This window comes from Vibrio sp. G-C-1 (assembly GCF_021728015.1).
Classification (GTDB): Bacteria; Pseudomonadota; Gammaproteobacteria; order Enterobacterales; family Vibrionaceae; genus Vibrio; species Vibrio splendidus.
Map to the genome: position 1 here is coordinate 352729 of NZ_JAKKCR010000001.1, position 25546 is coordinate 378274.

General features: G+C 42.5%; 25 protein-coding genes and 2 pseudogenes. 8 read left to right on the forward strand and 19 right to left on the reverse strand.

The window, feature by feature from the left end; all coding sequences use genetic code 11:
* Window positions 1–2: 2 nt before the first annotated feature.
* A complete protein-coding gene (locus tag L3V36_RS01545; protein ID WP_150878472.1) occupies window positions 3–1703 on the reverse strand; it encodes an AAA family ATPase in 1701 nt (566 codons plus the stop codon).
* 344 nt (window positions 1704–2047) lie between these two features.
* On the opposite strand from L3V36_RS01545, the gene L3V36_RS01550 reads away from it, so the two are divergent.
* On the forward strand, window positions 2048–2920 hold the full coding sequence (locus tag L3V36_RS01550) for an alpha/beta hydrolase (protein ID WP_208774121.1): 873 nt from the start codon (window positions 2048–2050) through the stop codon (window positions 2918–2920).
* Window positions 2921–3039: 119 nt separating this feature from the next.
* Here L3V36_RS01550 and L3V36_RS23840 read toward each other — a convergent pair whose 3' ends face one another.
* Both L3V36_RS23840 and L3V36_RS01555 read right to left on the reverse strand, forming a co-directional pair.
* Window positions 3040–3162, reverse strand: coding sequence for a hypothetical protein (locus L3V36_RS23840; protein ID WP_258183960.1), 123 nt, complete (start codon window positions 3160–3162; stop codon window positions 3040–3042).
* Between the two features lie 60 nt (window positions 3163–3222).
* Complete coding sequence (locus L3V36_RS01555) at window positions 3223–3480, reverse strand: hypothetical protein (protein WP_208774128.1); 258 nt, start codon at window positions 3478–3480, stop codon at window positions 3223–3225.
* 432 nt (window positions 3481–3912) lie between these two features.
* On the opposite strand from L3V36_RS01555, the gene L3V36_RS01560 reads away from it, so the two are divergent.
* A complete protein-coding gene (locus tag L3V36_RS01560) occupies window positions 3913–4839 on the forward strand; it encodes a hypothetical protein (protein ID WP_208774130.1) in 927 nt (308 codons plus the stop codon).
* Window positions 4840–4958: 119 nt separating this feature from the next.
* Here L3V36_RS01560 and L3V36_RS01565 read toward each other — a convergent pair whose 3' ends face one another.
* The gene (locus L3V36_RS01565) at window positions 4959–5339 is read right to left on the reverse strand and encodes a hypothetical protein (protein WP_076646652.1); all 381 of its coding nucleotides are present in this window, start codon (window positions 5337–5339) and stop codon (window positions 4959–4961) included.
* Window positions 5340–5837: 498 nt separating this feature from the next.
* Between L3V36_RS01565 and L3V36_RS01570 the strand changes: the two genes are divergently transcribed.
* Window positions 5838–6686, forward strand: a complete 849-nt coding sequence (locus L3V36_RS01570; RefSeq protein ID WP_208774132.1) for a hypothetical protein — start codon at window positions 5838–5840, stop codon at window positions 6684–6686.
* A 107-nt stretch (window positions 6687–6793) separates the two neighbouring features.
* Here L3V36_RS01570 and L3V36_RS01575 read toward each other — a convergent pair whose 3' ends face one another.
* From L3V36_RS01575 to L3V36_RS01585, 3 genes and pseudogenes are all read right to left on the reverse strand, one after another.
* Window positions 6794–8146 (reverse strand): linear amide C-N hydrolase, encoded by a 1353-nt coding sequence (locus tag L3V36_RS01575; protein WP_237296572.1) that lies wholly within the window; start codon window positions 8144–8146, stop codon window positions 6794–6796.
* Window positions 8147–8226: 80 nt separating this feature from the next.
* Window positions 8227–8349 (reverse strand): annotated as a pseudogene (locus L3V36_RS01580) (IS3 family transposase); the annotation flags it as partial.
* 141 nt (window positions 8350–8490) lie between these two features.
* Complete coding sequence (locus L3V36_RS01585) at window positions 8491–9999, reverse strand: DUF3360 domain-containing protein (RefSeq protein WP_004734780.1); 1509 nt, start codon at window positions 9997–9999, stop codon at window positions 8491–8493.
* A 509-nt stretch (window positions 10000–10508) separates the two neighbouring features.
* Between L3V36_RS01585 and L3V36_RS01590 the strand changes: the two genes are divergently transcribed.
* The 3 genes from L3V36_RS01590 (at window position 10509) to L3V36_RS01600 (ending at window position 12187) form a co-directional block, all read left to right on the forward strand.
* Window positions 10509–10847 carry a hypothetical protein gene (locus L3V36_RS01590; RefSeq protein ID WP_004734781.1) on the forward strand — a complete coding sequence of 113 codons (339 nt, stop codon included), beginning with the start codon at window positions 10509–10511 and terminating at the stop codon, window positions 10845–10847.
* Window positions 10848–10930: 83 nt separating this feature from the next.
* A complete protein-coding gene (locus tag L3V36_RS01595; RefSeq protein ID WP_208774133.1) occupies window positions 10931–11803 on the forward strand; it encodes a patatin-like phospholipase family protein in 873 nt (290 codons plus the stop codon).
* A gap of 15 nt (window positions 11804–11818) precedes the next feature.
* On the forward strand, window positions 11819–12187 hold the full coding sequence (locus L3V36_RS01600) for a hypothetical protein (RefSeq protein WP_017095461.1): 369 nt from the start codon (window positions 11819–11821) through the stop codon (window positions 12185–12187).
* Between the two features lie 137 nt (window positions 12188–12324).
* Here L3V36_RS01600 and folM read toward each other — a convergent pair whose 3' ends face one another.
* From folM to L3V36_RS01645, 9 genes and pseudogenes are all read right to left on the reverse strand, one after another.
* A complete protein-coding gene (gene folM / locus L3V36_RS01605) occupies window positions 12325–13041 on the reverse strand; it encodes a dihydromonapterin reductase (RefSeq protein WP_061026064.1) in 717 nt (238 codons plus the stop codon).
* On the reverse strand, window positions 13038–13676 hold the full coding sequence (folE, locus tag L3V36_RS01610; RefSeq protein WP_004734785.1) for a GTP cyclohydrolase I FolE: 639 nt from the start codon (window positions 13674–13676) through the stop codon (window positions 13038–13040). The genes folM and folE overlap by 4 nt, the downstream gene beginning before the upstream one ends.
* Before the next feature lie 17 nt (window positions 13677–13693).
* Complete coding sequence (gene folX / locus L3V36_RS01615) at window positions 13694–14065, reverse strand: dihydroneopterin triphosphate 2'-epimerase (RefSeq protein ID WP_004734786.1); 372 nt, start codon at window positions 14063–14065, stop codon at window positions 13694–13696.
* Window positions 14066–14237: 172 nt separating this feature from the next.
* Window positions 14238–14735 (reverse strand): 2-amino-4-hydroxy-6-hydroxymethyldihydropteridine diphosphokinase, encoded by a 498-nt coding sequence (gene folK, locus L3V36_RS01620; protein WP_102441853.1) that lies wholly within the window; start codon window positions 14733–14735, stop codon window positions 14238–14240.
* Between the two features lie 437 nt (window positions 14736–15172).
* Entirely contained in the window at window positions 15173–16792 is a 1620-nt protein-coding gene (locus L3V36_RS01625) for an endonuclease (RefSeq protein ID WP_208774135.1), read from the reverse strand.
* 432 nt (window positions 16793–17224) lie between these two features.
* A pseudogene (locus L3V36_RS01630) lies at window positions 17225–17317 on the reverse strand (Lrp/AsnC family transcriptional regulator); the annotation flags it as partial.
* Window positions 17318–17396: 79 nt separating this feature from the next.
* Window positions 17397–18077 carry a haloacid dehalogenase type II gene (locus L3V36_RS01635; RefSeq protein ID WP_102503418.1) on the reverse strand — a complete coding sequence of 227 codons (681 nt, stop codon included), beginning with the start codon at window positions 18075–18077 and terminating at the stop codon, window positions 17397–17399.
* Between the two features lie 198 nt (window positions 18078–18275).
* Entirely contained in the window at window positions 18276–19079 is an 804-nt protein-coding gene (locus L3V36_RS01640) for a MetQ/NlpA family ABC transporter substrate-binding protein (RefSeq protein ID WP_102451439.1), read from the reverse strand.
* Between the two features lie 208 nt (window positions 19080–19287).
* A complete protein-coding gene (locus tag L3V36_RS01645) occupies window positions 19288–20196 on the reverse strand; it encodes a dienelactone hydrolase family protein (protein WP_208774137.1) in 909 nt (302 codons plus the stop codon).
* A gap of 412 nt (window positions 20197–20608) precedes the next feature.
* Here L3V36_RS01645 and L3V36_RS01650 point away from each other — a divergent pair, with 412 nt between their 5' ends.
* Entirely contained in the window at window positions 20609–21235 is a 627-nt protein-coding gene (locus L3V36_RS01650) for a type II secretion system protein (protein ID WP_208774139.1), read from the forward strand.
* Between the two features lie 11 nt (window positions 21236–21246).
* Here L3V36_RS01650 and L3V36_RS01655 read toward each other — a convergent pair whose 3' ends face one another.
* Window positions 21247–21702, reverse strand: a complete 456-nt coding sequence (locus L3V36_RS01655; protein ID WP_017091230.1) for an Lrp/AsnC family transcriptional regulator — start codon at window positions 21700–21702, stop codon at window positions 21247–21249.
* Window positions 21703–21844: 142 nt separating this feature from the next.
* On the opposite strand from L3V36_RS01655, the gene L3V36_RS01660 reads away from it, so the two are divergent.
* Window positions 21845–23656, forward strand: coding sequence for a PLP-dependent transferase (locus L3V36_RS01660; protein WP_208774140.1), 1812 nt, complete (start codon window positions 21845–21847; stop codon window positions 23654–23656).
* A gap of 209 nt (window positions 23657–23865) precedes the next feature.
* Here the strand turns inward: L3V36_RS01660 and L3V36_RS01665 are convergent, their stop codons facing one another.
* Both L3V36_RS01665 and L3V36_RS01670 read right to left on the reverse strand, forming a co-directional pair.
* Entirely contained in the window at window positions 23866–24390 is a 525-nt protein-coding gene (locus tag L3V36_RS01665; protein WP_004734793.1) for a MerR family transcriptional regulator, read from the reverse strand.
* Window positions 24384–25250 carry a DMT family transporter gene (locus L3V36_RS01670; protein WP_108122698.1) on the reverse strand — a complete coding sequence of 289 codons (867 nt, stop codon included), beginning with the start codon at window positions 25248–25250 and terminating at the stop codon, window positions 24384–24386. Before L3V36_RS01670 ends, L3V36_RS01665 begins: the two co-directional genes overlap by 7 nt.
* Window positions 25251–25546 lie beyond the last annotated feature (296 nt).

Below are 25546 nucleotides of genomic sequence, written 5' to 3' on the forward strand. Positions count from 1 at the left end.
TGTTATTCCGTCGCCAGTTTTTCAGCAAGCAAGAGAGGTTTTACAATATTTTTCGCTCTCAGGCTATCGAAGTCGATATTATCTTTTCTCAAAAACTCACTCATCCTAAGAGCCTTTTTTGATTGTAAGTATGAAACAATATTGGCCGTTCCAACCGAATCGGCAAAGGAATCGAGATCTGTCTTCAATTCACTATATAAGTCGTTTTCTAAATCTACTTTAGATAAGAATATTCCTTCTGGGTTTAGTATATTTGACGCATTCTGCCATGTGCCATTGGTAATGGTGTCTTGATGAGAAGTACCCAGTGGTACATTTTCATAATGGTTTAATCCTAGTATTGATAAACCTCTATTAATACCAGCTAATGACATCTCATCTTTATAAGGAACTTTTGAAATGTCGTTATCCGTTCTTAGAGTCCACTTTATGCCCATTGCATCTAATATACGAGTGTAAACTCCGAAATCGACTCCATCTACGCTCAATATTGAGATGTTATTGTAGTCTAAATCAACTCCGATTTTTGATGCTAACGAATTATAGAAAAGTACTTCGGATGGCCCTTCGACTAATAATACACATTTAGCGAAAAATGCCTCGGCAGGAAGAATACTCATTCGATAACCCATACCAACAAAAGTATCTTTGATTAATTCTGAACAACCGTTACTTGCAGCCTTAGTACCATTATTAGTAGGGACAAGACTAATTATAGAGTTTGGACTAAATTTGGACGCTATTTGAGGTGAATGACTTGTAATTATCGATTGACCAATCAGAGAATCAGAAAGGTAACTTGCTAATTTTCTCTGTTGATGCGGATGTAAATGAGCTTCAGGTTCTTCAATGCAATAAAATACAACCTCATGTTCGGGAACTATTTCTCTTTCGCTTTTTGCTTTCCATAATGATAATAGGATCTGATTATTTCTCCCATCTCCTCCTAGCATCAAGTTAGAACCCGATACCTTCGCCCCTAGTTCTAAGTTGTCGATGAATTGATTTACTTTTATAGCTCCAGAATCTAAATGTACCGAATATTCGGCGTTGTGGTGAGAAAGGTTCGTTAATTCATTATTTACAGACTGTGTTGCATCTTTCACGTAATTAAGCTTTCTAACTCTTTGGTTAATATTTTCTAATCCAATAGATATCTTTTTTGAAAGCTTCTCATCGTGTTCAATTTCTACGTCAGTTCTGCTATTTTGAGCTGATTTTAGTAGGCTTTTCTTCTCTTTATCAATAAATGATTTTAAATTTCTACTAGATTGAATGTACTTAAGGTTTATATGTCGTAAATAAAATCTTGAATTCTTAGCTTCTAAATTTTCGATAGTAGAACCAACAAATATTTTATAATCCAATGTATTACGATATGCTTTGTATACAAAATATGACTCCTCACTATCTGAAACATGCTCTTTAAGAATTGAAAGCGCTGCATCTTCTTTAATGTCAGAAAATTTTATAGTTATCGAAATTTCATCTGATTGCTCGCCGTTATCGCTAATACGAAAATCCGTTTCACTAGGCTCGATGTCTCTTTCAGATAAGGACTTATCAAGTAGAAGCCGTATGGCATAGACTAGGTTAGTTTTTCCTATGTCATTGCTACCTATAATCAATGTTTGTTTATTGAAGTTAATATTTGCATCGCTAAAGTTTCTAAACCCTTGAATACTAACGCTTTCAATTTTCATTAAAGAACACTCTGTTAACTTTTAAGAAGTTTGCATTGTAATTGATATCGGCTATGTTGCAATGTGATCAGTTACACATGATGTACTTATATTTTTTCAGCTAAGGTGAGTTTTAATGGTATGTAAATAGCTTATTTAACTGATGTTTCATTGTGTTGTTAATATGTATTGGGTTTAATGTTGGATCATTGACGACGTAAGATTTACAGACCCGATATTTAACTCTATTTAAGTTGCCCCCGTTTTTTAACAGTTGGCCTGTCTAAAGCTTCACACTTTATAGTGACTATATTGATTGAGAGGGGCGCTTTCTGTGTTCCCTCCAAAGTAAGTAGAGAGACACTATGAAACGTTTAATTCTAAACATCACACTCTTGGTATTCATGGCGCTTAGTAGCATCAATGCCATGGCTCATGATTCAACGTTTAAGTACGGTATCGCGATATCTCACGATGGTGAGCAAATTGCGTATGGCACTAGTGGGAGCGGGGAAACGGCGCTGATCTTCATTCACGGTTGGAGTCTAGACAGCAGGCTGTGGCAAAACCAAGTGAGTGAGTTTTCAAAGCAGTACCAAGTGATCACTATGGACTTAGCCGGGCATGGTAACTCATCGTTCAACCGTGAAGATTACACCATGGTCGCATTCGCTGAAGACATCAAAGCCGTCATCGAGAAAGAACAACTCGACTCAGTAATCTTAGTCGGCCATTCGATGGCGGGTGGTGTGATTGCAGAAGCCGCTAAACTGATGCCGAAAAGAGTGACGGGCATTATCGGAGTCGACACATCGCAAAATGTTGCATTAGCTTTTTCACAAAGCGACTTAGATGCGATGACCAAACCATTTGAAGCAGACTTCCAATCGGGCATTACTATGTTCGTGAAAGACTCGCTACCAAAAGACGTAGACACGGATTTACTTTACTGGGTAACGCAAGACATGGCCTCAGCACCGCCAGCTATCGCGATAAACCAGTTCCGCCATTATCTAGGCCAATATGTTACCGGCGAAGCACACCGCGTGTATGAGAACGTGAATGTGCCAGTAATATTGGTTAACGCTCGCCTATGGCCAACGGATTCAGAAGCGAACAAGAAACACATCAAGGATTACAGCATTTACTACATTGAAGACTCAGGCCACTTCCCAATGCTAGAGCAACCACAGCAGTTCAATGCAACGTTGATGAAAGCGGTTAAGTCAGTGAGGTAGGGTGGTTGTAGTTGTTAAAAGATGGATGTAATCGGTGATAGATAAAACTAGGCCTCGCGTGTGCGAGGCCTTAGTTTTTTAAGTTAAATCGATGGAGCCTGTCAATCTGATAGAGTCCATTATTTTTTGTCTTGAGATTCTTTATATTTTTTTGCAATCCACTCATGCAAATGAAGCCCCGTTTGACGCTTTAGGAATACACTGATACCAGCCAAAATTAACAGTCCAATTATTGTGCCCATAATCATCTCCACGCTTTGTCATTTTTTAAATTCAGTTTAATCAATATGTTAGTGTTTTGATTAATCCATTGATTTCATCATTTTATCTATATTAAGCCCACCAAGATCCTCGAGGTTATTCTTAATCTCTTCATCGATTGATAGCTGGCGTTCCACTTTCTTTATTTCCTTCTCAAGAAACTTTTCAACTTCTTGAGATACGTTGAACATTAAGCCCTGTTCACGCGCTACTTTTCTCGCTCGTTTAAGACGAACATCTAAGTCTGATGAGATTTTGATGTTCAGTGATACTTTGGATTGTTTTTTCTGTAATGACATATCGATTCTCAACTTTATCTAAAAAACACTATAAACTTTTCTACCTTTTTAGCAAGAAATTCCGAGCTTGACGGATTCAGAAGCGAGCAAGAAACACATCAAGGACTACAGCATTTACTACATTGAAGGCTCAGGTCACTGTAGTTGTTAAAGGGTAGTTATAGCCGTTAGATAGATAAAACCAAGGCCTCGCGATTTCGAGGCCTTTTTGTAAGTTGGAGCTTTTGCTAGATACATTCATTTCAATTTGCGAGTCATACCCGCGTCTTTCACTCGTTTATGGTCCTTAAACGACAGCCTCATAGTTATATAAATGCTCTATCAACCACCCCTAGATACGTAATCAGCGCCACTGTTATTAGTAGGGCTGACCGAATCTAGTGGTGCTTTCTACTGACAATCACTTTAACTATGTGTTTAGGACGTCCTGCTATGGCTAAGAAAATAATATTCATTCATGGTCGCGCTCAAAAGCCCGATAAAGCTCACCTTCAAGCACTCTGGTATGAGGCTATAGAGCATGGCTTGCAGCGAGATTGTGGACACTCAATTTCATTACAAGCTTTTAAAGATGTCGATAAACGGTTTGTCTATTACGGTGAGCTATCAAATACATTGTTAGACAAACCAACGGAAGACCCTGCAAGTCGTCAGCAAGCGTTGTCTGAACTCAAAAAGTACAAGACAAGCCAGTTCAATAAAACAACGTATAACAAGGTATCTAAAATTGGTTTTCTGAAAGAGGCGTTAGCAGATACTTTTTCATCGCTATTTGGAAAGCTGGGAGTGGCTGAGACACTCATAACCAAGGTCGCGCCGGACATGGCGCATTATTGGAATGAAGATACCTATTTCGGCAGCAATGTTAGGCACAGGCTAATGGTTGAATTGAAGGAAGCGCTTGATAATCAGGATGATGTGATGATTGTGTCGCACAGTCTAGGGTCGATGATCAGTTATGACGTGTTATGGAAGTTGTCTCATTACGGAGAGTATAGACACGACTATGGTGCGAATAAGAAGGTCAACTTATTGCTGACGCTCGGGTCACCGTTAGGAGATGAAAACGTAAAAGATAGGCTAAAGGGGAGCCGCTTGAAAGATGAGAAAAAGTACCCTTTAAACATTCAGCAATGGATAAACATATCGGCAGAAGATGATTTTATCTCTCATGACAGCAAAATTAGAAATGACTTCAAGGATATGCTCAAACTGGATCTGATACCCGGTGGAATGAAAGATATCCACCCGATTTACAACCTCAATATTCGCAACGGGAAAAGCAATCCCCATGCTTCTATCGGTTATCTCATTAATCCTAAATTCATCAAAGTATTGGATGAATGGCTCTCGAGTTGATGTGGTTTACCATCGTAAATTGCTAGCGACTCGTTCGTTGAAACATAGATAAGCAAGGCCTCGCGTGTGCGAGGCCTTTTTGTTTGTGCTTACGAGGCAACTAACTTGGACAATATTAACTACTCTGTGTAGATCGCGATTCCATTAACCGTCTGTTCTGAAACAGGGATTAAGTACTGGTAGTCTGTGCCGACGCCTCCCAATACTACAGAGCTGTTGCTTCCTGTCGCTTGAAGTAAGACCCCATTAGCTCCTAGTTTGGCCGCCTGATTTTTTAACTCTTCGATTGCATAGTCGATGGAGCCTTGTTTAGTCATACCTGCATCACTAGATGCATCAACTAAAGCTATTTTTTCATAGTCCTCAGGCGCTTCGAGATACAGTGTTACTTCTAGAGGTGTAATTGGGTCTCTGGCTTCACCAACTAATATTGCTGAACCAGATGCACAGCCAACTAAAAATAGCGTGATAGAAAGAGCTAAGGTTTTAAACATATTCATTGGTATTAGGTCTGTTTCTGGAGTTAGGCGCGGAGTATAGCGAAATAAGACCATCCTTTAATTATGGGCATTGTAACAAATTGCGTTATTGCTTTTGAATCAATTGCATATGAGGCTTGACCGATAATCCCCTCCTAACCTCCCCTTGGTTTACATCTCTAATTTCTTGTTGGTAACGGGAAAAGGGGAGGAACTGAATACTGATCGTGACAAGTGCTGCCATGTGTTCAGCGACAAAGAATATTCTCCCCCTCGATCGTATGTTTAAAGAGATCGGTGAACTGTATTTGAGGGGGAGTGTTGTATGCTTCATGCAAACCAAGCACCTAACATACGAAATATTTATATCCCCATCGTTAAATATACAACAGGTGTCACACTTGTCTGTAAATGGCTAATCTAACCTGTAATGACCTCTTTACTGATAAAAATAACTTTAACAGCACCTTTCATCATGTGGGGAGGCTTTAAACTCAACGTCAGATAAAGAGATTTCTTATGTATAAGTATCTAACACTAATCGTTTTATTACTCGCTGGATGTGTGTCTACAAACGAAGTTGCAGACAAATCTTGGTGCCAACTTTATAACGACCAGCTTACTGAAGTTTTTAGCAACGAACTTACGTTAGGCGCGAGAGCCCTAGATACCGTTATCGGGTGTGCTCCAAGGCCTTTACCTAAATTTGTACAAGGAGACGTCCTAACTAACTCAACACTTATGTCCGATTTTCAAGTGAAACAAGTCACTGATATTAAAGAAGTGTACGCCGAAACTAAGCCTAATGCGGACGATATCATCAACTTTGTTATTTCACCGCAAGCAAAACAATTAGCATTGAGCAGGGCATTGCGCCTCAATGAGCTTTCATACTCAATTATTGCGCAATCGCAGAAGGACAAATCTGAAATAATAAAAAACAATACCTTTGAAATACTTAATGAATTTACGGAAGATAATATTGATAAGTTAAACAAGGCCGTAAAAGAAGCCAGTTACGATAGATATCAGAAACAAGTGCATCGTATTCAGCGTGATTATTATGACATCTTGTATCAAATTACCCTCGGTGGGGCTGATAAAGATGGTCGACAGTCAATATCATACGACCCGAAAGATATCGCAACGCTGCTCACTAAGGCTGTTAAGGTTTATGCTGATCAACAAGCTATTAGGTCAAACTTTTTATTAATGCGCGATCAGTATTTCGCAACTATCAACAGTAATTCACTTCCATCTTTTGATCAGCAGTGGGAGAACCAGATAACAGACATTAAAGAGCAATGTGAGTTAACTGCAAAAGGGCTTGGTTTAGATGAAACCAAGTGCGAAGTTATGTCGAAGTAAATATATCTTTAATGAACTAAGGCCTCGCGATTGCGAGGCCTTTTTGTGTTCCGAGCAAAGCTTGAGGATAGAGAGGGATAAACAACCTATCTCACTTAAGCGCAGTACTATCGTTCGTTTACCTTATTTGTAATATCAATAGACTTATTGCCAACATCTAACTTGTATGGTTTTTCTTTTTCTAGCTTTTTAAAGTCTAATTTATTTAGGTCCAAGCTGAATATTTGTGGTGATTCGTACATTCTCACAGAGTACTTTTTATTGACCAAATCCGATACGGTTGCCCACTGTGTATAGTCATGAACCAGTTCACCAGTGGAGTCTCTACTCGTTCCCTGCGGAATGTCCACGGTATTTAAAATATGGAAAGCTAATGTCGTCGCGTCTTCTTTACCTACTCTAATATCTCTGCTCAGCGCTTCTTTTCTATGTTGCATAGAATCCAAGTTGGCCACCAAAATATCCTCATCATCCGTTAACTGATACACAGGGAAAGAGAAGTTGGCCATCATGGACGCTCTTACAAAACGATCTAAAGGCGTCGAACTACCAGGGACTTTAGAAAAGCCTGTACCTTGAGCGTGAGAGCTGCACTTAAATCGGCTTGCTGCATTATCATAGGTTTCAACATTAGGGGTTGCTGCGTTACCGTCATTGTCTTGGAAGTTAAATGGCACCACATCAACATAGTTGTGCAGGACATTCTCTTGCTGCCAAGCAATCAACGGGTCGTTAGTTAACACACCGATTGGGTTAAGGTCTGTAATCGTGAGTTTTCCGTCTACGTACTCCAAAACTATGCCGTTGCCCAAAGCGTCTTGTACATGAAAATGAAAGTGCATTGCGCTTGGTACTTTAGAGAATGGATTGGCAACTAAGATTTTATCTTCATCGGGGATATCGCTTTCTTTTAAGTCAGAGTCATGCTTATTGACGACCAATTTATCGTACTGGAGGCCATCAATTACATCTTGGCAGGTCGCGCAGTTAGATAGGATCCACGTAGTAATACTCGGATAATAAACCACCCCTTTGCTGTTTCTTAACTCTCCATCTTGCTTCAGTGGCTCTTGATATTCAGATTGCACTAAAACCATAGCTCCAGACGTCAATCCTTCTTTATTCATACCATTGCTCGCAATATCGGCCAACATTTGCGATACACCAATGCTCTCTTCGATTGAGGTAGCAAACCCATTTAAAGCAACAAAGTCGTACTTGCCTTGCCATGTGTATAACTTGGTGTTCACTAGGGTAATGTCTGGTCGTACAGCAAATTCATCACTCGCAAAACTGTATGACGTCAACTCCTTCGCAGCACCTTGAGTGTACTTATGTCCTACGCTGCGGAAAAATAACTCTGATTTAAGACTGGGTCCTAACTCCATTGAACGACCAACTACGGGGATGTTTTTGTTTGGGTCCAATGTCATCCCTGTAATAGAAAAATTAGTGCACATATTCACTGTCCTTGATAAGTAGAGAAGTTGACCCCAACGGTCGCACACATAAGTTAATTCCCTTAAGTGGTTGATCCAGCTTATGACGCGTATCTTTCCTTTCTGAAATAAGCTTCATCAGGAATGAGGTAATTGAGGCCTTGGTGGTTACGTTCTCTTTTATAAAACACTATGCATATTCAAATTTCAAGTTCTGCTTCTTTGGTGTGGCGAAAATTTGAGGCACTCCCCCTTGTCGGTAGACATTAAAGTTTGATCGGAAATGAGCCTTTTTAAAGCGACTCATAACGTAATAAAACTTAATAATAGAAAGGGTCAAACATTTAATAACTCTCATTTAGAGGCTAGCGAAAACTTGGGATAATCGCCGGTATACCCGGTAGAAGACCAACCAACGCCATCACACCACTTAGCACAATGAACATAGTTCCAGGCAACACCCAGCGGCTCATTTTACTGAGTTCACTACTACGTTCTTTACAACCGACTAAGCCTAAGTTGTCCAACAGCATGGTGAGAGCCCAACCAAATGCAGGGTTAACCAGTGCTGAAGAGAACACAACAATCGCGGCCGACTGTGTGGTTTTCCCTTCACGCGTCATTTCCATTCCAGCTTCTAGCAATGGAACAAATACCCCAACAATCAGCGCCACACACAGTACAGGTTGCCAGATAGCTAAATCCATCGGGTAGCCCCAAACCGCGGCGATAATACAGAACAGAGCCGTCAGTAAAGCGCCAGCAGGAATAGGGCGTTTAGCAATCGCCGCCGGTACGATGTAAGTACCCCATGAAGAAGTAAAGTTAGTACCACCGAGCAGAGAACCGAACGTTTGACGAATTGAAGCCGTGGTCATGGTGTCGTCGATGTTCATGTGTACTTTTTCGGTACGCTCTGGGTAGCTGATCTTTTGGAATACTTGATGCCCTAAGAAATCTGGAGACCACATAGCGACAGCCAAAATTGCAAACGGCAATACCACCATGAAGTGCTCAATCGTTGGTAGGCCTAACATCCAACCTGTATCTTCTCCCCACCAATACATAGGGTTCATGTTAGGTAAGCCTGGCTCAGTGTGGAAAGCGAATGGGGCACCCATGGCAAATGCAATCGTACCGCCTAGCAAGCAGCTAAGAGGGACGGCTAACCAACGTTTACGGAAGTGTTCCAATAGCGCGTACAAAATAATGGTGCAAAAGATCACGACAAAAGCGATATGGCTCATGCCGATTCCCTCAGCCCAAGCGAACAGCTTTTTCACTTGAGAAGCGGTTCCAACAAAGCCAAGGTAGAGCAATAATCCGCCACATACGCCTTTACTGGTGAGGTTGGCCAACATGCTGCCACCTTTACTGATGGCTAAGATGAGGCCAAAAGCGCCAATCAATAACCCAAACGCCATAGGGTGTCCGCCTGCTGCAACCACAATTGGAATTAACGGGATGAGTGGACCGTGTGTACCTGCGAGGTTCGCGGTCGGCAACAGGAAGCCAGAGAAAATAATAATGAAAACAGAGGCGATGAGGAGTTCATAACGAACGTTTTCTAGAATGAAGTCTTCATTTAATCCGAGAGCCCCAGCGAAGGTGGCTGCAATAGCGCCCACCATTACCACTTTACCAATGGTCGCCGCCATCGCTGGGATGGTGTCTTCTATCTCAAATCGATAATCTTTAAACGGCAAATTTGGACGCCAGCGCTTAGGCGACATGATTTGCAATTCGTGTTCTAGATACTGTTCTCGGGAATCAAATTCCGATCTTGGTTTATGTTGTTGTTCATAGGTGAGTTCATCCTCATTGGCTTGAGGCTTCTCTGTTTGTATATGTGCGGACTCTAAAGTAGTGCTCATTTTGATTCCTTTCGTTCACACTCTAAGGTGTGTTATTCCAACAAACGTTGTTGACTCACGGCATGAAGTGTAAACAATGCGTCAACTTATAATTAAAAATTCATTAACATTTAGTTGTTAGTACCTTATACCAAACCAAAAAAAACAAATAGACTCAGTCGGTTAGACATTAGTCGTAGAGTCGGACGACGAGTATTAGACCCTGTAGATAGTATGTGTCTGTTTATTGGTAGACTCTTAATTTCAGGAATAACAAAGTCACTTTCAACAACAAATGGTTCGACTCTAAAGGCCTAGAAAAAAGTCCAACGACTTACGTTTGGCTGCATGCTTGGTTGCGTTCTGGTGTGATTTGATCGTGATATCTGGTCCGGTTTTATGCTGGATATAATGGGGCGATAAACAGGGGTAGGGATTGCCTCTAGTAACTCAATTTCTCCTACGTTTGGCCCCTGATAGTGTTAGAATCTCCGCATCAGAATTATCGAGAAATTAGGTATTTATAAACAATGTTTATCCATCACGTAAACGGCATCGACTGGCTGGTGATTACAGCTTTTGAAGAACTGAAACCGATGTTTATCGAAGATGCTGGTCCTATCCCAGCTTACTTCTCTACCACCAGTGAATTGAGCCTGATTGATCAAGCCAAGCGTAGCTATGGATTTTTGCCTAAACTCCGCGGTGTGATCACCGATACCGGCACGTATCAAAGTGAAAATCTTGAAGAAGATTTGAACCCACAGCTAGCGTGTATAGTGGAAGGGCGTGGTCGGGTGTTTATCTATCACGGCGACTATGTGGCTTTTGTGGATGACGAGCAAACCTTCATTACCCGTATGGACTGATAGTGACTCAGTGAGTTGAGATCTGCGAATTGGTAAATCGGCGAGTTAGCTCCCCTAGAATTAAAAACTAAAGGATTAATACGATGGCAAAAACGGTCTCATTGGTACTTGGCAGTGGTGGCGCAAGAGGCTTGGTTCACGTTGGAATCATCCGTTGGTTAATCGAGCATGGCTATCAGATAAAATCCATCTCTGGCTGTTCAATTGGCGCACTTATCGGTGGTGTCTACGCTGCGGGCAAGTTGGATGAATTTGAAGAATGGGTCACCAGTATCGACCAATCGGATATGGCTATGATGTTGGACTTTTCATGGCAATCGAGTGGTATCTTCAAAGGGGACAAGATCATCGAAACGCTGCGTGGGCTGATCGGCGAGATTTCAATTGAAGATCTGCCCATCCCTTATACCGCAGTTGCTGCCAACGTCGCCGATGAAAAAGAGGTTTGGCTTCAATCAGGTTCTCTGTTTGACGCCATTCGCGCCTCGATCTCTTTGCCACTGTTCTTCACTCCACATGTCATTAATGGTGAAGTGCTGATTGATGGAGGAGTGCTCAATCCCGTACCGATTGCGCCTACCTTTAGTGATAAGACAGACTTTACTCTGGCTGTGAACTTAGGTGGTGAACCTGAGATGCTTCAACAGGAAGTGATACCGGTTTCCCTACCAACAAAAGAGAGTAACCTGCATGAGAAGGTTGTTCACTTTATCGATAATCTCGGTAGCAGTGTAAAAAGTAAAATGAGCTTCAATTTTGCTGCCTACGACATTGCCAACCAAGCGTTCGATGCGATGCAATCGACCATTGCTCGCCAGAAGCTGGCCGCTTATCCCGCCGATATTACGCTTGAGATCCCACGTAATGCTTGTGGCACCTTAGAGTTTGATCGCTCACAAGAGATGATAGACAGAGGCTACCATTTGGCACAGGCTAAACTGGGCAACCGACTTTAATGTATTTGCTGCTGAATGAGAGTAATTATGGAAACTGAACTAAAAGAGCTTGAACTCCAAGAGCTTATGGCAACAAAAGATGTCATCGTACTCACCAGCATAGAAGAGCCTGCGGTATCTTGGCTGATAGAGTGCTATCAAGAGAACGCTGATATCCAGATTATCGAGAACGCTCACCAATTAGATACTGAAGCGGTTTTGGCGCAATGCCGAAGCAGCCTGAGTGAAAGTAAAAAGGTCATACTTACCGCGCAGTTTCGTAGCCAACTGCCTATCATCAATCTCGCTTCACTGTGTAATGAGAAGCGCAAGTCATTGACCAATATTGAGTTATCCGGCTGGGACGAAGAAAAACGCCTTCCTCACTCTTTTAGCAGTTTCTAGGTCATAGTAGCTTCTAGCTTCTAGCTTCTAGCTTCTAGCTTCTAGCTTCTAGCTTCTAGCTTCTAGCGGTTTCTTGGTAACAGCAGTAGTTAGTCTTTTGAGTTTCTGTGTTGACGTAAGCCCACAAGATATGGACTTCACTTCAAATGCCTGCCGCCATCAAGGTGCAAGGTTCTTCCTGTCATGTAGTGACTGGCCAACACAAACTTGATGCCATCTATTATTTCCTCAAAACCCGCTTCTGTGGGGATCAGAGCTTTTTTCAGCGCTTTGGTTTTGTATGCCTCATCGTCATGTTCATTGAACTTAATCATGGCTGGAGAGAGGGTATTTACTTTGACCTTGGGAGCCAGCATCGCTGAAAACGATAGCGTCAGGTTGTTGAGTGCAGCTTTACTGGCCGCGTAAGCAATGTGCTTTTTACTGCCTTTTTCAGCAACGTAATCACTGATGTGGATGATGTCTGACGTTTTATCGCCAGACATCAGTTGGTCTTTGAGCGTTAAATTGAACAGATAAGGCACGGTGGCGTGGATCGTCATCATCTGGTGCATGATTTGTGAGGCATTGTCACTGGGGTTTGTCTTGTTCTCAGGCTTCCAGTCTGAAGCGTTATGTATGATGGCTCGAAGTGTCTTATATTCTTGACCAACGTAATGAAGAAAGCCCTCTAGGCTGCTTTGTTGATAAAAGTCTACCTGCTGCAAGTCGGCTCCACTATCGCGCAACAGTTGCAGTTGAGGATAGTCGCTGCGGTAGGTGCCAACCACGCTGTATCCATCCGTTAAAAGTTGCTGCGCCAGTGCGAAGCCGAGTCGTTTTCCCACGCCGGTTATTAGTATCGTTTCACTCATCGTAAAAACTCAGCTCTGGTTTGAGGGTTAGTTTTGAAAATACCACCGAGAGCGGTCGTTGAGGTTTCAGAGTTTGCATCCATGACGCCTCTGGATTTAACGCAATAGTGAGTGGCTTTAATTGTCACGGCCACATTTTCTGTTTCGACTAGAGTCTGTATCGCGACCAGGATTTGCTGAGTAAGGCGTTCTTGCACTTGAGGACGCTGAGCAAAAAATCGAACAATACGGTTGATTTTAGACAGCCCAAGAATCTTGTTTTCAGGGATATAGGCCACTTCTGCTAAACCATCGATGGTAATGAAGTGATGTTCGCACGTCGACGTTAAGTCTATGTTCGACACCTTGACCATTTCATCAACCGACATTTTGTTTTCTATCACACTGATTTTTGGGAAGTTATCGTAATCGAGCCCTGAAAATATCTCGTGGACGTACATCTTTGCAATACGATGGGGTGTTTCAGCGAGGCTGTCATCGGTTAAATCCAGTCCAAGCGTACTGACCACTTCTGTCAAAAGTCCTTTGATGCGGTTGTACTTCTGGTTGGGATTCATTTCGCTCGGTGTCATTGGGGTTTCAAGTCCTTTTGCGAGCAAAGCTTCTCTTACTTTTTCGGCTTCTGTATTCAGCATGACTCTCTCCTTATGAGTTAATTTTCGAGCTCTGCTTCATAGCTAAGCGTGAGTGAAACGGAGTCGGCAAAACGTAGGGCATGAGGCTTATCAATTCTCACTTGAGCGTATCGTACCCATGGATGATCGATACAAATGCCGAGTACGTCGCTGGTTAACTTTTCTAAAAGCAGAAATCTTCCGGATTCGACATGTTGAATGATCTTCTTGCAGATGTTTTTGTAGTTGAGTGCGTTCTCCACATCATCTGAGAGGCAAAGGTTGTTAGCGGGGTAGTGGATCTCTGCATTGATAACGATGTCTTGCTGCTTAGACTTTTCTTCTTCGTTGAAGCCGATGAAGGTTCTTAGTCTCAGGTTTGTAATGGTGATAATGGCGTTGTGATTCATAACAGTGTCCAATCCTTAGAGAGTAAAGTCAGGTACGTGCTTGTTTTAAGAAAAGATCAGTAAAGCTCACGCGATTAAGAGTTCAGTTGTTCCTTTTGCAGCTGTTCCTTTCGCAATTGTTCTTTTCGCAATTGTTCCTGTTGCAGCCGTTCTTTTTTCAGTCATTTAAAGGCTAGGTGAAACTGATATCGAAAGGGATGGGTTCGGTTTTCTGACTTAACTGATCGAAGTTTTCCCAGAGCTGCTGATATGAGATGTCTAGAGTGGGGTGACGTTCTTGCGCAGCAATATCGACTAACGGCCTGAGCACAAAAGCGTACTCGGTGATTTCGCCTCTAGGCAGCTCTACACCATCGATAACGCCCACTTGATTACCATAAAGAAGGATGTCGATGTCCATCGTCCGTGAAGCATAGGCTTTGGTCTGACGCTTGCGATCGTTCTCTGATTCGATTTGATGTAGAACCTTAACCAGCTCTGCGACAGGAAGGGTACATTCGAACCCAACGACTAGGTTAAGGAAATTATCCCCTTTAAAACCGACAGGCTCGCAATCGTAGAAATTAGAAATGTGCAGCGGTGCAAAGCGGTCATTCAATGCTTTGAGAGATTCTGTGACGTGGTGTTCGCGGTTAATGTTGCTTCCGATGCTGACGTAGACGGTGGCCATAGTATTACCTTCCTTTTAAAGAGCTATACGTCCGACTTGCTATGAAGATCAGCTATGTATCCTTTTAATGGCAGGACGGCAAAAGAAAAATACGGTTCTGTTACAAGTTTTGCCCGTTTTGAGCCCGACAAAAGGGCACCTGTGAGCTAGAAAGTGCCACGAGTAAAAACTCAGCCGATGAAGGTATTGGACAAAAATGTGTGAGGGAAAAATTGAATATGATCGATCATGAATAACTATAGGTATGGAAAGTGGCTTAACGTAGCGTCCAGTATTGATGGTGCCGATCACTGACAAGTATACGGACCTTCATGACAATATGCTTTTTCAAATATTTTAAATCATGCTCTCTAATGCCTATCAATAAAAAAGCCCAAACAAAGGATTGGGCTCAATTCAATAATCATTAAACCATTGTCATGGTGGTTATATTCCGATTAATTTCCCCAGATTTGGCTTACAAACTCTGGATGGTCAATAAACGGATTACGATTCCCTTGGAAATCATGTACCGCCTTGTTTCGGTCGATTTCTTTTTGGCTTACTGGATCTTCAGAATGCCAACGCTTTAGCATAGTAAGTAGCCAAGGTTCAAAAACGGTTGTATTGGTTCCATCCAGAACGGCATCCGAGCTTGTAGAGTTTCCTTCCCAATTAGCGATTTCATTTTCATAGCGTGTTGCCATGTAGAAATATGCTCTTGCGAAATCACCTTTAAACTCATCAATTGGCTCAAACACCGTACCTACATAACCAAGAGAGTTCGCTGCACTACCTAACTTAGAACCATTGCTTGATGTGTATGTCGTGCTACTCACCTCACCAAATGGCCAATTACTACGTTTCGAGTTAACGTAGCCATCAGTGGCAAATAAATGGTGACCGTCAGAGTTCATTGGCTCGACTTTCCCACCAAACCAGCTTTTCGGGAATGAGTGCTCACGGTTGTAGCAATCACCTTCTTTGCTGTATTGACCACATTGATCGGCCACCTTAGTAAATTGGATTGAATCTGAGCCTGAAGGTTTCTCCGAATACATATCGAGAATCGCCCCATCAGTGTCATAGTATGCGTCTAGGTCAGCCTCAGACACTAACGTCCAAATAGCGGTGTAACCCTGACTACTATGGTTATCAATAATTTGATATAAGGCCGTTTTTAACGCAAAGCCCACTTTGCCTTCAGCGTCTTTGTAATACTCACCTAACACTGGTGGTTCAGTTGGTGGTGTAGTAGTTGAGCCACCAATCGTAAATTCTGTACTCTGACTTGCTTGGAAATCACCACCAGATGCCACAACGGTCCCGTTTACCGACAAACTGTATGAACCATTCCCCACACTGCAGCACATTCCATCTCCATAAGAGTCTGAGACTTCTAGGGTGTAGCTACCATCTGCTAAACACATTTCCACTTCATTGTTGGTGTTACTTTGATAGTCTGAACCAGAATAAAGAGTTTGAGAAACTGAGTTTTTGAGAGACCAACTGGTTTCAGAGCCATAGTTATCCGTCACTAGCGTGAGTGCGGCACTTGTGTCATTGCAGCTTTGTGTTGGTGGAGCCTCCGTAGGCTGAAAGTTATCTAAATACACCACTTCCGAACCATCAAAACCGGCATCATCATAAAATCGTATGCCCACAACGATATCTTTAGTGCTGGTAGCACTGTACGAGTGAGTCAATGCTTGCCACTGATTCGTTAAACCATTATTCGAGTAGCCTAAATAGCCATCAACAAAAAGGCGAGCTTTCACGTTACCTTCAGTGTGATAAACATCGACAGAGAAATCATAAGTTTTCCCTTGTTCAACACTTATTGTTTGAAGAAAATCGGTATTACTTTGAGTACTTGTATTCACTGTGACTTGTGCAGAGAAACTGCCGTTATTTACAGGGTCGGTAGAGGGTGATATCGCAATGCCGGAATCAATTACACTCCATCCAGATGGTACGTTTCCTTCCCAGTTTTCGAAACTTCCATTTTGCATTTGCGCATGCGCACTCGCTGAACAAAGTAATGCAACGCCACTTAGTGTTATTATTCTATTTATCATATAACCTTCTGTTTAATTGGATAAAAACCAACTAAGCTTAGAAAGTAATCAAAAGATGAATGGAGATAAACATCACATTTATAAATGTAAGTAACATTACTTTTATTAATATATGTGATGTGAAGCAATGTGATATCGACCTGTCTAATGCTTTCACACGCTAGATTATTGAAAAAAGGTTCATCTTGGCTTTCAGGGGAAAGCTGCGATGAACCAAAAATAAGCGCTTATTCACAAGCCCTGCTTATAGTAAATGTAACCTCTACTAAAGTTCGATCCAGCCCTTACCTAACCAACTGAAAATTATGCGCACAATTCAGTTTGGTTCTAATTTCTAGTTGAAGACCGTGCAAGCACATATTGCTTCCGATTCAAGACATGATGAAGATCAGCCTCTAGCGCCCCATAAACCCAAACAACAGCGTCACACATTTATCTCACAGAAAGCTTGGTCTTAGTTTTTACCAGACCGAAGGCGAAGCTGGATTCAATAGAAGCAATATTGGGCGGGCGTGTTAATTGCTCTGTAGATAGAATTAAGGCCTCGCGTGTGCGAGGCCTTTTTGTTTGTACCGATCGGGAGTAGCAAAAGCCTCTTGAGGTTTTACTTGTCTAAATTGTGCTTAATTATCTGTTCCACCACACCATTCATCGTCTTTGAGCTAATCTCCGGCTTCAAATACAAGGAATGATACTCAACGCCTGTACGGTCTATATAGGCTGCTTGTAAGCCAGCGGATAGCGCACCATGAGTGTCCCAATCATGAGTAGCGACAAGACGAAGGTTTTCGACAGGTTCTTGTAAGGTTTCGGCTGCAAATTTATACACGTCTGAATTTGGTTTGAAACTGCCTGTTTCCTCAACAGAAATGACGGTGTCGAAATAATCGTTTAAGCCCGAGTTCTTGATTTGAGAAGTGATGAGATCGAGGGATGAGTTGGAAAAAGCGACGGTTTTAAACCCGTTCTTACGTAGTTTAAGTAAAGACTCTTTGATATCAGTGTGCGGTGGTAGATTGGCAAAGGAAGTTAACAAAGCATCTTTGCTTTCCGCCGTTAAATCACACTTGTACCGCTGTGCAATAGCATCGAGCGCTGCATTCGCTAATTCAAAAAAAGTAGATTTTACGTTTGTTGCGATGCAAACCGTTGAAGAGTGCAAAAGCTTTGAAAACCAAAGCGATAGTGTATCCTCACTGCCAAATACCGCTTTAAATTTAGGCTGTAATGACTCCAAATTTAAAACCGTTTCGTTTATATCAAACAGTATCACTTCTTTTTTCATGCGAAGAACCCAGATTTAATTGAATTTCATGCTTACATAATCCGCTCTGACGATACGGTTTTCAACCTCGATTTAAGTAATTTATGCTTTGCTCTCTAATTTGAAAAGGGGGCTGGAATGCGTCAGCGACAACCCGCCAACTCAAGTCTGGCGTTGCTTCATAGGTATCATGCAACGCCAAATCTGAAATGATTTAGCTTAATTAGCGGCTTCTATGGTGCCTTTGAAAGTGCTGTCTAAAAAGTCATTGATCTCTTGTGAGTGGTAAATTGAGATGATCTTTTTATACGTTTCATTATTTTTGTCTTCTTCTCGCGCCGCAACAACCATCACTGCTAAAGGTGCGTCTTTTTGCTCTAAGTAAATGCCTTGTTTCTTAGGATCGAGTCCAGCCGACATCACATAGTTCATGGTGATTGCAGCAGCATCTACATCGTCAAGAGAGCGGGGTAACTGCGCGGCATCCACTTCAACAAATCGAATGTTCTTCGGGTTGCTAACAATATCGTTTAAAGATGCGTTGAAACCAGCGTTGTCTTTTAATGAAATCAGCCCGGCATCTTCAAGCAGTAATAGTCCACGCCCGCCATTCGTTGGATCGTTTGGAATCGCGATTCGAGCGTTATCGGGGATAGAGTCAAGCGAAGTGTACTTGTTAGAGTAAACGCCCATACGCATCAAAATTGAACGTCCGATAGAAACTAACTTGCTATCGTGATTGTCGTTAAAGTTGTCGAGAAATGGTTGATGTTGGTAGCTATTCAGTTGGATACTTCCATCGTCTAATGCTGCGTTAGGGGTGATATAGTCTGAGAATTCAACGAGTTCAATGTTAATCCCTTGCTTTGCTGCTTCTTTGGCGACTGCCTGTACAACTTGTGCATGTGGGCCAACTGTCGCCCCAATCTTGATGATAGCCTCGTCTTTTTTTCCACATCCTGTTACACCGAATACGAAAGCTAATGCCAACAGGGATGCTGTGATTTTTTTGTAGCTGTTCATGATAACTCCATTTAATTGATCAAAAAGACATTTGGGCGTCTGGATGTCTATATTATCTATTTATAAGATCGGGTCAATAGGTTTGTTAGAAGCAAAGTTAGATTGAGAAAACAAGGCCTCGCACGTATGAGGCCTTTTGGGTTTCGTTGAATAAGGTATAGGGCTGTCACTTGGAATCTAAAGAAAACGAGTTAGGTAAAGCTACCTATTAAGAAAGCTTTTGATTAAAGAACTCAAGTGTACGTGTCCATGCTAACTCCGCTTCTTCTTCAGCATATCGACCTGTTGAATCGTTATGGAAGCCATGATTCACACCGTCATAGATGTAAGCGGTGTAGTCTGCTCCGTTCTCTTTGAGTTCGGTTTCATAGTCTGGCCAAGTCGCGTTCACACGTTTATCGATTCCAGCGAATTGGATGAGCAATGGCCCTTTAACATTCTTTCTTAAATCAGGTGCGGCAGGAGTGCCATAAAAGGGAACGCCCGCATCCAGCTGTTCTGGCATTACCGCCGCCAACATATTCACGATATAGCCACCGAAGCAAAATCCTACAGCGCCTAGCTTGCCGTTACTTTTTTCATGAGATTTCAAAAATTTTGCAGCGGCGATAAAGTCTTCTTCGATTTTCTCTTTGGATAATGATTTTTGCATTGATCTACCTTCATCATCATTACCTGGATACCCACCAAGCGAATAGAGTGCATCAGGTGCAAACGCAATAAACCCCGCGGCCGCGAGTCGTCTTGCCACATCCTTTACGTATGGATTTAAGCCTCTATTTTCATGAATGACCAAGACAACAGGCGCATTACCCTCTAACTCTTTGGGTACCACCAAGTAGCCATAGCCTTCTCCGTGTCCTTTAGGTGAAGGAAACTTCTCGTAGGTTGCTTTGATGGAAGGATCATTGAAAGAGACTTGCTCTGCCTGCGCATAATTAGGGATCAGTGCAGAAGTTAGCGTCGTCATAGTTAAGCCAAGTACAGCTAGCCCGGATAGTCGAGCCATAAACTCTCTGCGATCAATCAGACCGTGCGCATATTCGTCGTACCAATCAAATGCTTCTTGAGGGATAGATCGAGTCGGATCTGATTGAGATTCGGTACTTTGATTCATAACTTTTCCTTGTTGTGAGTTGTTTGACCAATCAACTATAGTGGAAATTTCAACATATTTGAACGATCGCTCAATATCTTTTAAGCTATTTGTTATATCAAAGTACAAAAATTAGATGACAGTCAGATAAAACGATCACTTCGGAATCGATTCCCATCTCTTAGGTTTGTTTTACTGAATCAATCAACACAAGCTTGATGTAAGTGATTAAGTCAGTGAAGTAGTGCGGTTTTGATTATTGGTTTTTGAGGAAGTTCTAGCTTTAAATTGGGCATTTAAGAGTTAAGCCTATTTACCACAGATATGGACAAGTACGTTTCAATGCAAAACGCTTGATTTTACTCTGGTATAATCTTTCCTATAAGAGCAGCCTTAGCGTTATTAGAACCTTCTTTATGAGAGATAAAAATAGATGTTGAAACTTTTGCGTCAGATAGAAAAATGGAAACTTGCCGCGTTTAGTTTACTAATGCTCATTGCCGCTTTTTTTATCTACAACCAGTTCGGGAACCGTATGTCCCGTGTCGACGAGGCAAAATTTCTAATCGGGCAACTTAATACTGTTTTGGATGCTGCTGAGCAATATTCTCGTGATAATAGCTCTTTGCCTTCAATCACTTCCGATACCGACACGAACTTCGGCTACTTAAACATCAATCACTTAATCGAAAATCCGGGCTTATCAACATGGAAAGGACCATACTTACCTTATGACGATACATGGATAGGTGGTGATCAGTACATCGACCACCCAGATTACATAGCAACGCAATTACTGCTTAAGGAAAAGGGCAGCCAATGGGCACGAGGAAGCACCGAGACAGGTTGCGAATCGTCATCATCCACTTGCTCTGTTGCGGCTTGTATCTGGTTGGTACCAACAAAAATCGCACAAGAAATTAATCACATTGTGGACGGCAGTTCGAGCATAGAAAGCTCGGATGCGACAGGAAAAATACGTTACGACAAAGCTTTTGGCGGCGCACTTATCTGTATGATTGGAGATGACTATCCAATGCCATCAGCACAGCTAAATTAAGTTGTTTCTAATTACCTCACGGGCAGCTTGGTCTTTGTTTTTACCTGACCGAAGGCGAAGCTGGATTCAATAGAAGCAATATTGGGCAGGCGAGTTAGTTGTTTACGGATGAACTGCTCGTAGCTTTTGAGCGATTCACTCACCACATGCAACAGGTAGTCATGATTGCCCGTCATCAGAAAGCACTCTAATACTTCATCAATTACTTCAATGTGCTGTTCAAAGTCTCGCATGTTCTCTTCAGTTGGCTTTTCAAGCTTCACCAACACAAACACATTCACAGGCAAGCCGCATGCTTCTTGGTCGACACTGGCGTGATAGCCGCGAATAATCCCTTGTTTCTCTAATGAGCGAACTCGACGCAAGCAAGGAGAGGGCGATAGCGACACGCGATCGGCTAACTCTTGATTAGTCAGGCGGGCGTTGCTTTGCAGTTCAGCCAGTATTTTCTTGTCGATCTCATCCATTGGCATATCCCATCAATATTGAAGTTTATTCGGCAATATTATTGCTCAAAGTGTATGTCTTACTTCGCAAATAGCAATTTTTAGCATCTGTACAAAACTAAAATTAAAGGAGGAACAATAAGCATGGAATGACTTAGGAATTATGAATACATCAACTCAACTTAGCCCGCTGCGTAAAACAACCAAACATGAACAAGCAGAAGCCCTTGCCATTGAGCAGGCAAAGCATTTTGGTATCGACCCAAACAGTGATTACGGCGTCACGCTTATCGAACTGGCGACGACACTGTACAAAGCCAATACCAAGACACACGATCTTTGGGCATTGACGGTTGATGGGCTTTCAGATCTCGACAAGAGTGACCGAATCGCTTGGTTCAACGCCAAACGTTTCTTGTCATTCCAGATCGCTAAGATCCTCGACAACCTGCAAAACCCAATGCGTGCTACTTACCAATCTATTGCCACCAATAATGGTAATTTTGCGTCTAAAGGCGCGTATCCTATCTTCGATAATGTGGCGGCTATCTTCTCGGCAAGCCCGGTTATTACGCGTACCGCCACGTATTTGTTTGCGTGTACAGAATGGATTGAAGATGCGTTTAACGGAAAAGAGCCGCTGCACGATATTTACTCTCGACTGCTTAATCCAACATCGATTTCACTGGCTAATCACATGGTTGATATTGAGGCAGGCTCTAGAGCCAGCGAATACCTCGCATGGAACTTTAATTCGGGTATGGCGGCCATTGATGGGTTATTGAGCCATTTACTTGGACATGAAGACATTGTCTTGGCTTCACGTAATATCTATGGCGGTTCTTACCAGCTGTTGGAAGATTGGTTTGGTAAACCGTCTAACCTGAATGTTGCAGTAGAGTGGGTGGATGGTTACTCCGGTGATGAGTTCGCGACGCGCCTTGATGAAGTTGCCGACAAATACGCAGACCGTCTCGCTGCGGGTAAGAAAATCTACGTTTACCTTGAGTCACCGTGTAACCCGCATGGATACGTGTTGGATGTTGCTAGCATCAGTAAAGCTGGTCACTCTCGTGGTTGGGATGTGATTGTTGACTCGACAGTGGGGACTCCATTGCTGCATCCAGTACTAAAACGCGACGATGTGGCGGAAAGACCCGATTATGTCATTCACTCTTACACCAAAGAACTGGCGGGTTCTGGCACCACAACCGCTGGAGTTGTGATTGGCCGCAACGAGACCATGTTTATTCCAAAAGGAGAGGAGGTCACTTTCACCAAACCTAACGGCGATGAGGTCACCATTCCATGGAACGAAACGCTGTTTTGGAATGTGTACTACATTAAGGGCGCATTCCTAGACGCAGACAAAGCGTTTGAAGTGCTCAATGGTATGAAAACGTATGAGATGCGAGTGGTGCAAAAGACCATCAACACCCTGACTCTCGCGAAGATCTTTGATGCTCACCCAGACATCAATGTGTCGTGTCCAGCTTTGCCAGACAGCGATAACTATGAACACTGCCAGAACAACATGTACTTGGGTTTACCAGCGGCGCTTTTTACCATCGATATGGAAGGCAACGGCGACCGTGCACCAATCAATCGAGATGGGTTTAAACAGTTCTTCGACATGCTTGAGCCAGCAATCGGCATGCAAGTGAGCTTAGGGCAAACCAACACCGTGGCCTTGTGCCCAGCACTGACCACGCACTCAGAGCTCAGCGATGAAGCGTTAAATGAAGCAGGCATCAAACCGACCACAATGCGTATCTCTATCGGCTTAGAAGATCCTCGAATGTTCATCGCTCATATTGTCGAGGCCGCTAAATTGTCGATTGACCACAAACACGCAGACTTCTCATCGAGTTTCCCGAGTGGTGACAATATCGATGAAATCTATATGCAAACTTATATGGATGTACACCAGAGGTTTGTGAAGAGCTTGCCGAAGTTCAGTCAGCTTACTCAGTAACTTAGGTCAGTAAGGAAAGTTAACAAGAGAAGTCAGTGAAGTAGGGTAGCTGTAAACGTTAAATGAAAAACGTAAGGCCTCGCGTGTGCGAGGCCTTTTGGGTTTTAGGTAGCAGCATAAACCAATCGAGAACAAATCCTAGAAAAATGCGTCGATGAATCACCTAATAGCCTTTAACTCGTGGAATGTGGGCAATTCATTTCAACACCTCACGGCTTTCGTGACCACGCCCTTATTTGCTCAATTTCATCTTCATCGATATTTAAAGATTGGAGGAATTTGAGATGTCCTAGTGGCTCCATCTGCTCAAAGCGTTTGTGCCAATTGATCATACCCTGTTCATCCATTCCTGATTCTTTAAGTATTTCTGTCCAACGCTCTTTGGTGAGTAGGCCTTGATTACGAAGTTCAGGCTCTTTAAGTAAAGCCATTATGGATTGTTGCTGCTGGCGCAACTTTTGAATTTCTAGATCGAGGGCAGCAAACTGTTGTCTTAGTACCACATCTCGGTCTTCATCCTGAGATTGCTGTAGCAGGCTCTCAATCTCACTGACGGGAATACCATAAGAGCGATAGGCAAGTATTGCTCTAAACCTTTCAAGCTCTCGTTCGCCATATTGGCGATAACCGTTAGGTGTTCTAGCTGCGGGAGTGATTAGCCCCTTTCGTTCGTAGTAGAGAACCGTTGTTCGAGATACCTCTAGTTGTTCACAAAATTGTTTGATGCTCAACACTTAGGGCTATCCTCTTTGGTGGTTTGATAGTGAGACCAAATCAATGGAATCAATGCACTAATAAGAATAATCAGTGCGCCAATCATTGACCATAAATCAGGAATTTCAGAAAAGACAACTAAGCCAATAATAAGTGAATAGATAATCTTTACATACTCAACATTGGCAATGATGTTGGCTTGCGCCCATTTATATGCAGAGATACCAACATACTGAGCAAACGAAGAGATGATGCCAACTAACAGCAGTAACATAAAGTCTTCGACTGTTGGTGTGCGCCATAAGTAAAGGGTTGGTATTAATGTTATCAAACCAATTGCCAGAGCTTGGTATGCCATCAATGTTATTTTTGGTTCGCTCTGTGCCACTTTCCTAACACACACTACCGCTACCGACGCGCCCAGCGCGGCAATCACGCCAGATAAAACATAAAGGCTATGGCTTGCAGCAAAGGTCGGTCGAACAACCGTCATTACCCCGATAAATCCAACCACAATCGTGAAAATTCGACTGCGGGTGATCTGCTCTGCCAATACGAAATGAGAGATTAGAGCTACAAAAAGCACCTGCAAGAAACCGAGTGCTGTTGCGTCAGCAAATGGAATATTGCTCACTGAAATAAAGCCAAAATATAGAGCGGTAAAAGCGCCTAGTATTCTTAGTAGGTGAAGCGATATTTTGTTGGGCTTAAGTAGCACGCCGATATTTTTGCTGATCGCAGGCATGAGCAACAACATAAAAATGAACTGGCGAAAGAAGAGGATCTGAAAGGTGTCATAGTCTGTGCTGAGCTGTCGAACAAATACCCCAACGATCGTAAACAGTGCTGTAGATATAAGGGCAAGAGTGATCCCTTTCATTGTCGATGGTAGATGGTCGAAGAGCTGAAATAGCTTTGACTGTTGTAAGTCTCGTAATTGGTACAACGAAATGTGCCTCTTTAGTCATGATAAGCATAAGGCTAATCATTCTAAAGTCGTTACCTGTAGACAGGTCAAGTGATATGAGTTGTTAACGGCTAGAAAAAGAAATTAGCCACAGAGGTGGCTATATTCAAATGTTAATTGGTCATTTTCTATAAAATAAGGCAAATATGAGCGGAAAAAGAAGTTTTTGGACAACACTGATGTTGAGCACTTTTTCCACTCAATGAAGC

What these genes read in the sequence shown, in the direction of transcription:
- L3V36_RS01545 (WP_150878472.1), bottom strand. Translation starts at nt 1,703, where the DNA reads ATGAAAATTGAAAGCGTTAGTATTCAAGGGTTTAGAAACTTTAGCGAT.
- L3V36_RS01550 (WP_208774121.1), top strand. Translation starts at nt 2,048, where the DNA reads ATGAAACGTTTAATTCTAAACATCACACTCTTGGTATTCATGGCGCTT.
- L3V36_RS23840 (WP_258183960.1), bottom strand. Translation starts at nt 3,162, where the DNA reads ATGGGCACAATAATTGGACTGTTAATTTTGGCTGGTATCAGTGTATTC.
- L3V36_RS01555 (WP_208774128.1), bottom strand. Translation starts at nt 3,480, where the DNA reads ATGTCATTACAGAAAAAACAATCCAAAGTATCACTGAACATCAAAATC.
- L3V36_RS01560 (WP_208774130.1), top strand. Translation starts at nt 3,913, where the DNA reads ATGGCTAAGAAAATAATATTCATTCATGGTCGCGCTCAAAAGCCCGAT.
- L3V36_RS01565 (WP_076646652.1), bottom strand. Translation starts at nt 5,339, where the DNA reads ATGAATATGTTTAAAACCTTAGCTCTTTCTATCACGCTATTTTTAGTT.
- L3V36_RS01570 (WP_208774132.1), top strand. Translation starts at nt 5,838, where the DNA reads ATGTATAAGTATCTAACACTAATCGTTTTATTACTCGCTGGATGTGTG.
- L3V36_RS01575 (WP_237296572.1), bottom strand. Translation starts at nt 8,146, where the DNA reads ATGTGCACTAATTTTTCTATTACAGGGATGACATTGGACCCAAACAAA.
- L3V36_RS01585 (WP_004734780.1), bottom strand. Translation starts at nt 9,999, where the DNA reads ATGAGCACTACTTTAGAGTCCGCACATATACAAACAGAGAAGCCTCAA.
- L3V36_RS01590 (WP_004734781.1), top strand. Translation starts at nt 10,509, where the DNA reads ATGTTTATCCATCACGTAAACGGCATCGACTGGCTGGTGATTACAGCT.
- L3V36_RS01595 (WP_208774133.1), top strand. Translation starts at nt 10,931, where the DNA reads ATGGCAAAAACGGTCTCATTGGTACTTGGCAGTGGTGGCGCAAGAGGC.
- L3V36_RS01600 (WP_017095461.1), top strand. Translation starts at nt 11,819, where the DNA reads ATGAGAGTAATTATGGAAACTGAACTAAAAGAGCTTGAACTCCAAGAG.
- folM (WP_061026064.1), bottom strand. Translation starts at nt 13,041, where the DNA reads ATGAGTGAAACGATACTAATAACCGGCGTGGGAAAACGACTCGGCTTC.
- folE (WP_004734785.1), bottom strand. Translation starts at nt 13,676, where the DNA reads ATGCTGAATACAGAAGCCGAAAAAGTAAGAGAAGCTTTGCTCGCAAAA.
- folX (WP_004734786.1), bottom strand. Translation starts at nt 14,065, where the DNA reads ATGAATCACAACGCCATTATCACCATTACAAACCTGAGACTAAGAACC.
- folK (WP_102441853.1), bottom strand. Translation starts at nt 14,735, where the DNA reads ATGGCCACCGTCTACGTCAGCATCGGAAGCAACATTAACCGCGAACAC.
- L3V36_RS01625 (WP_208774135.1), bottom strand. Translation starts at nt 16,792, where the DNA reads ATGATAAATAGAATAATAACACTAAGTGGCGTTGCATTACTTTGTTCA.
- L3V36_RS01635 (WP_102503418.1), bottom strand. Translation starts at nt 18,077, where the DNA reads ATGAAAAAAGAAGTGATACTGTTTGATATAAACGAAACGGTTTTAAAT.
- L3V36_RS01640 (WP_102451439.1), bottom strand. Translation starts at nt 19,079, where the DNA reads ATGAACAGCTACAAAAAAATCACAGCATCCCTGTTGGCATTAGCTTTC.
- L3V36_RS01645 (WP_208774137.1), bottom strand. Translation starts at nt 20,196, where the DNA reads ATGAATCAAAGTACCGAATCTCAATCAGATCCGACTCGATCTATCCCT.
- L3V36_RS01650 (WP_208774139.1), top strand. Translation starts at nt 20,609, where the DNA reads ATGTTGAAACTTTTGCGTCAGATAGAAAAATGGAAACTTGCCGCGTTT.
- L3V36_RS01655 (WP_017091230.1), bottom strand. Translation starts at nt 21,702, where the DNA reads ATGGATGAGATCGACAAGAAAATACTGGCTGAACTGCAAAGCAACGCC.
- L3V36_RS01660 (WP_208774140.1), top strand. Translation starts at nt 21,845, where the DNA reads ATGAATACATCAACTCAACTTAGCCCGCTGCGTAAAACAACCAAACAT.
- L3V36_RS01670 (WP_108122698.1), bottom strand. Translation starts at nt 25,250, where the DNA reads ATGAAAGGGATCACTCTTGCCCTTATATCTACAGCACTGTTTACGATC.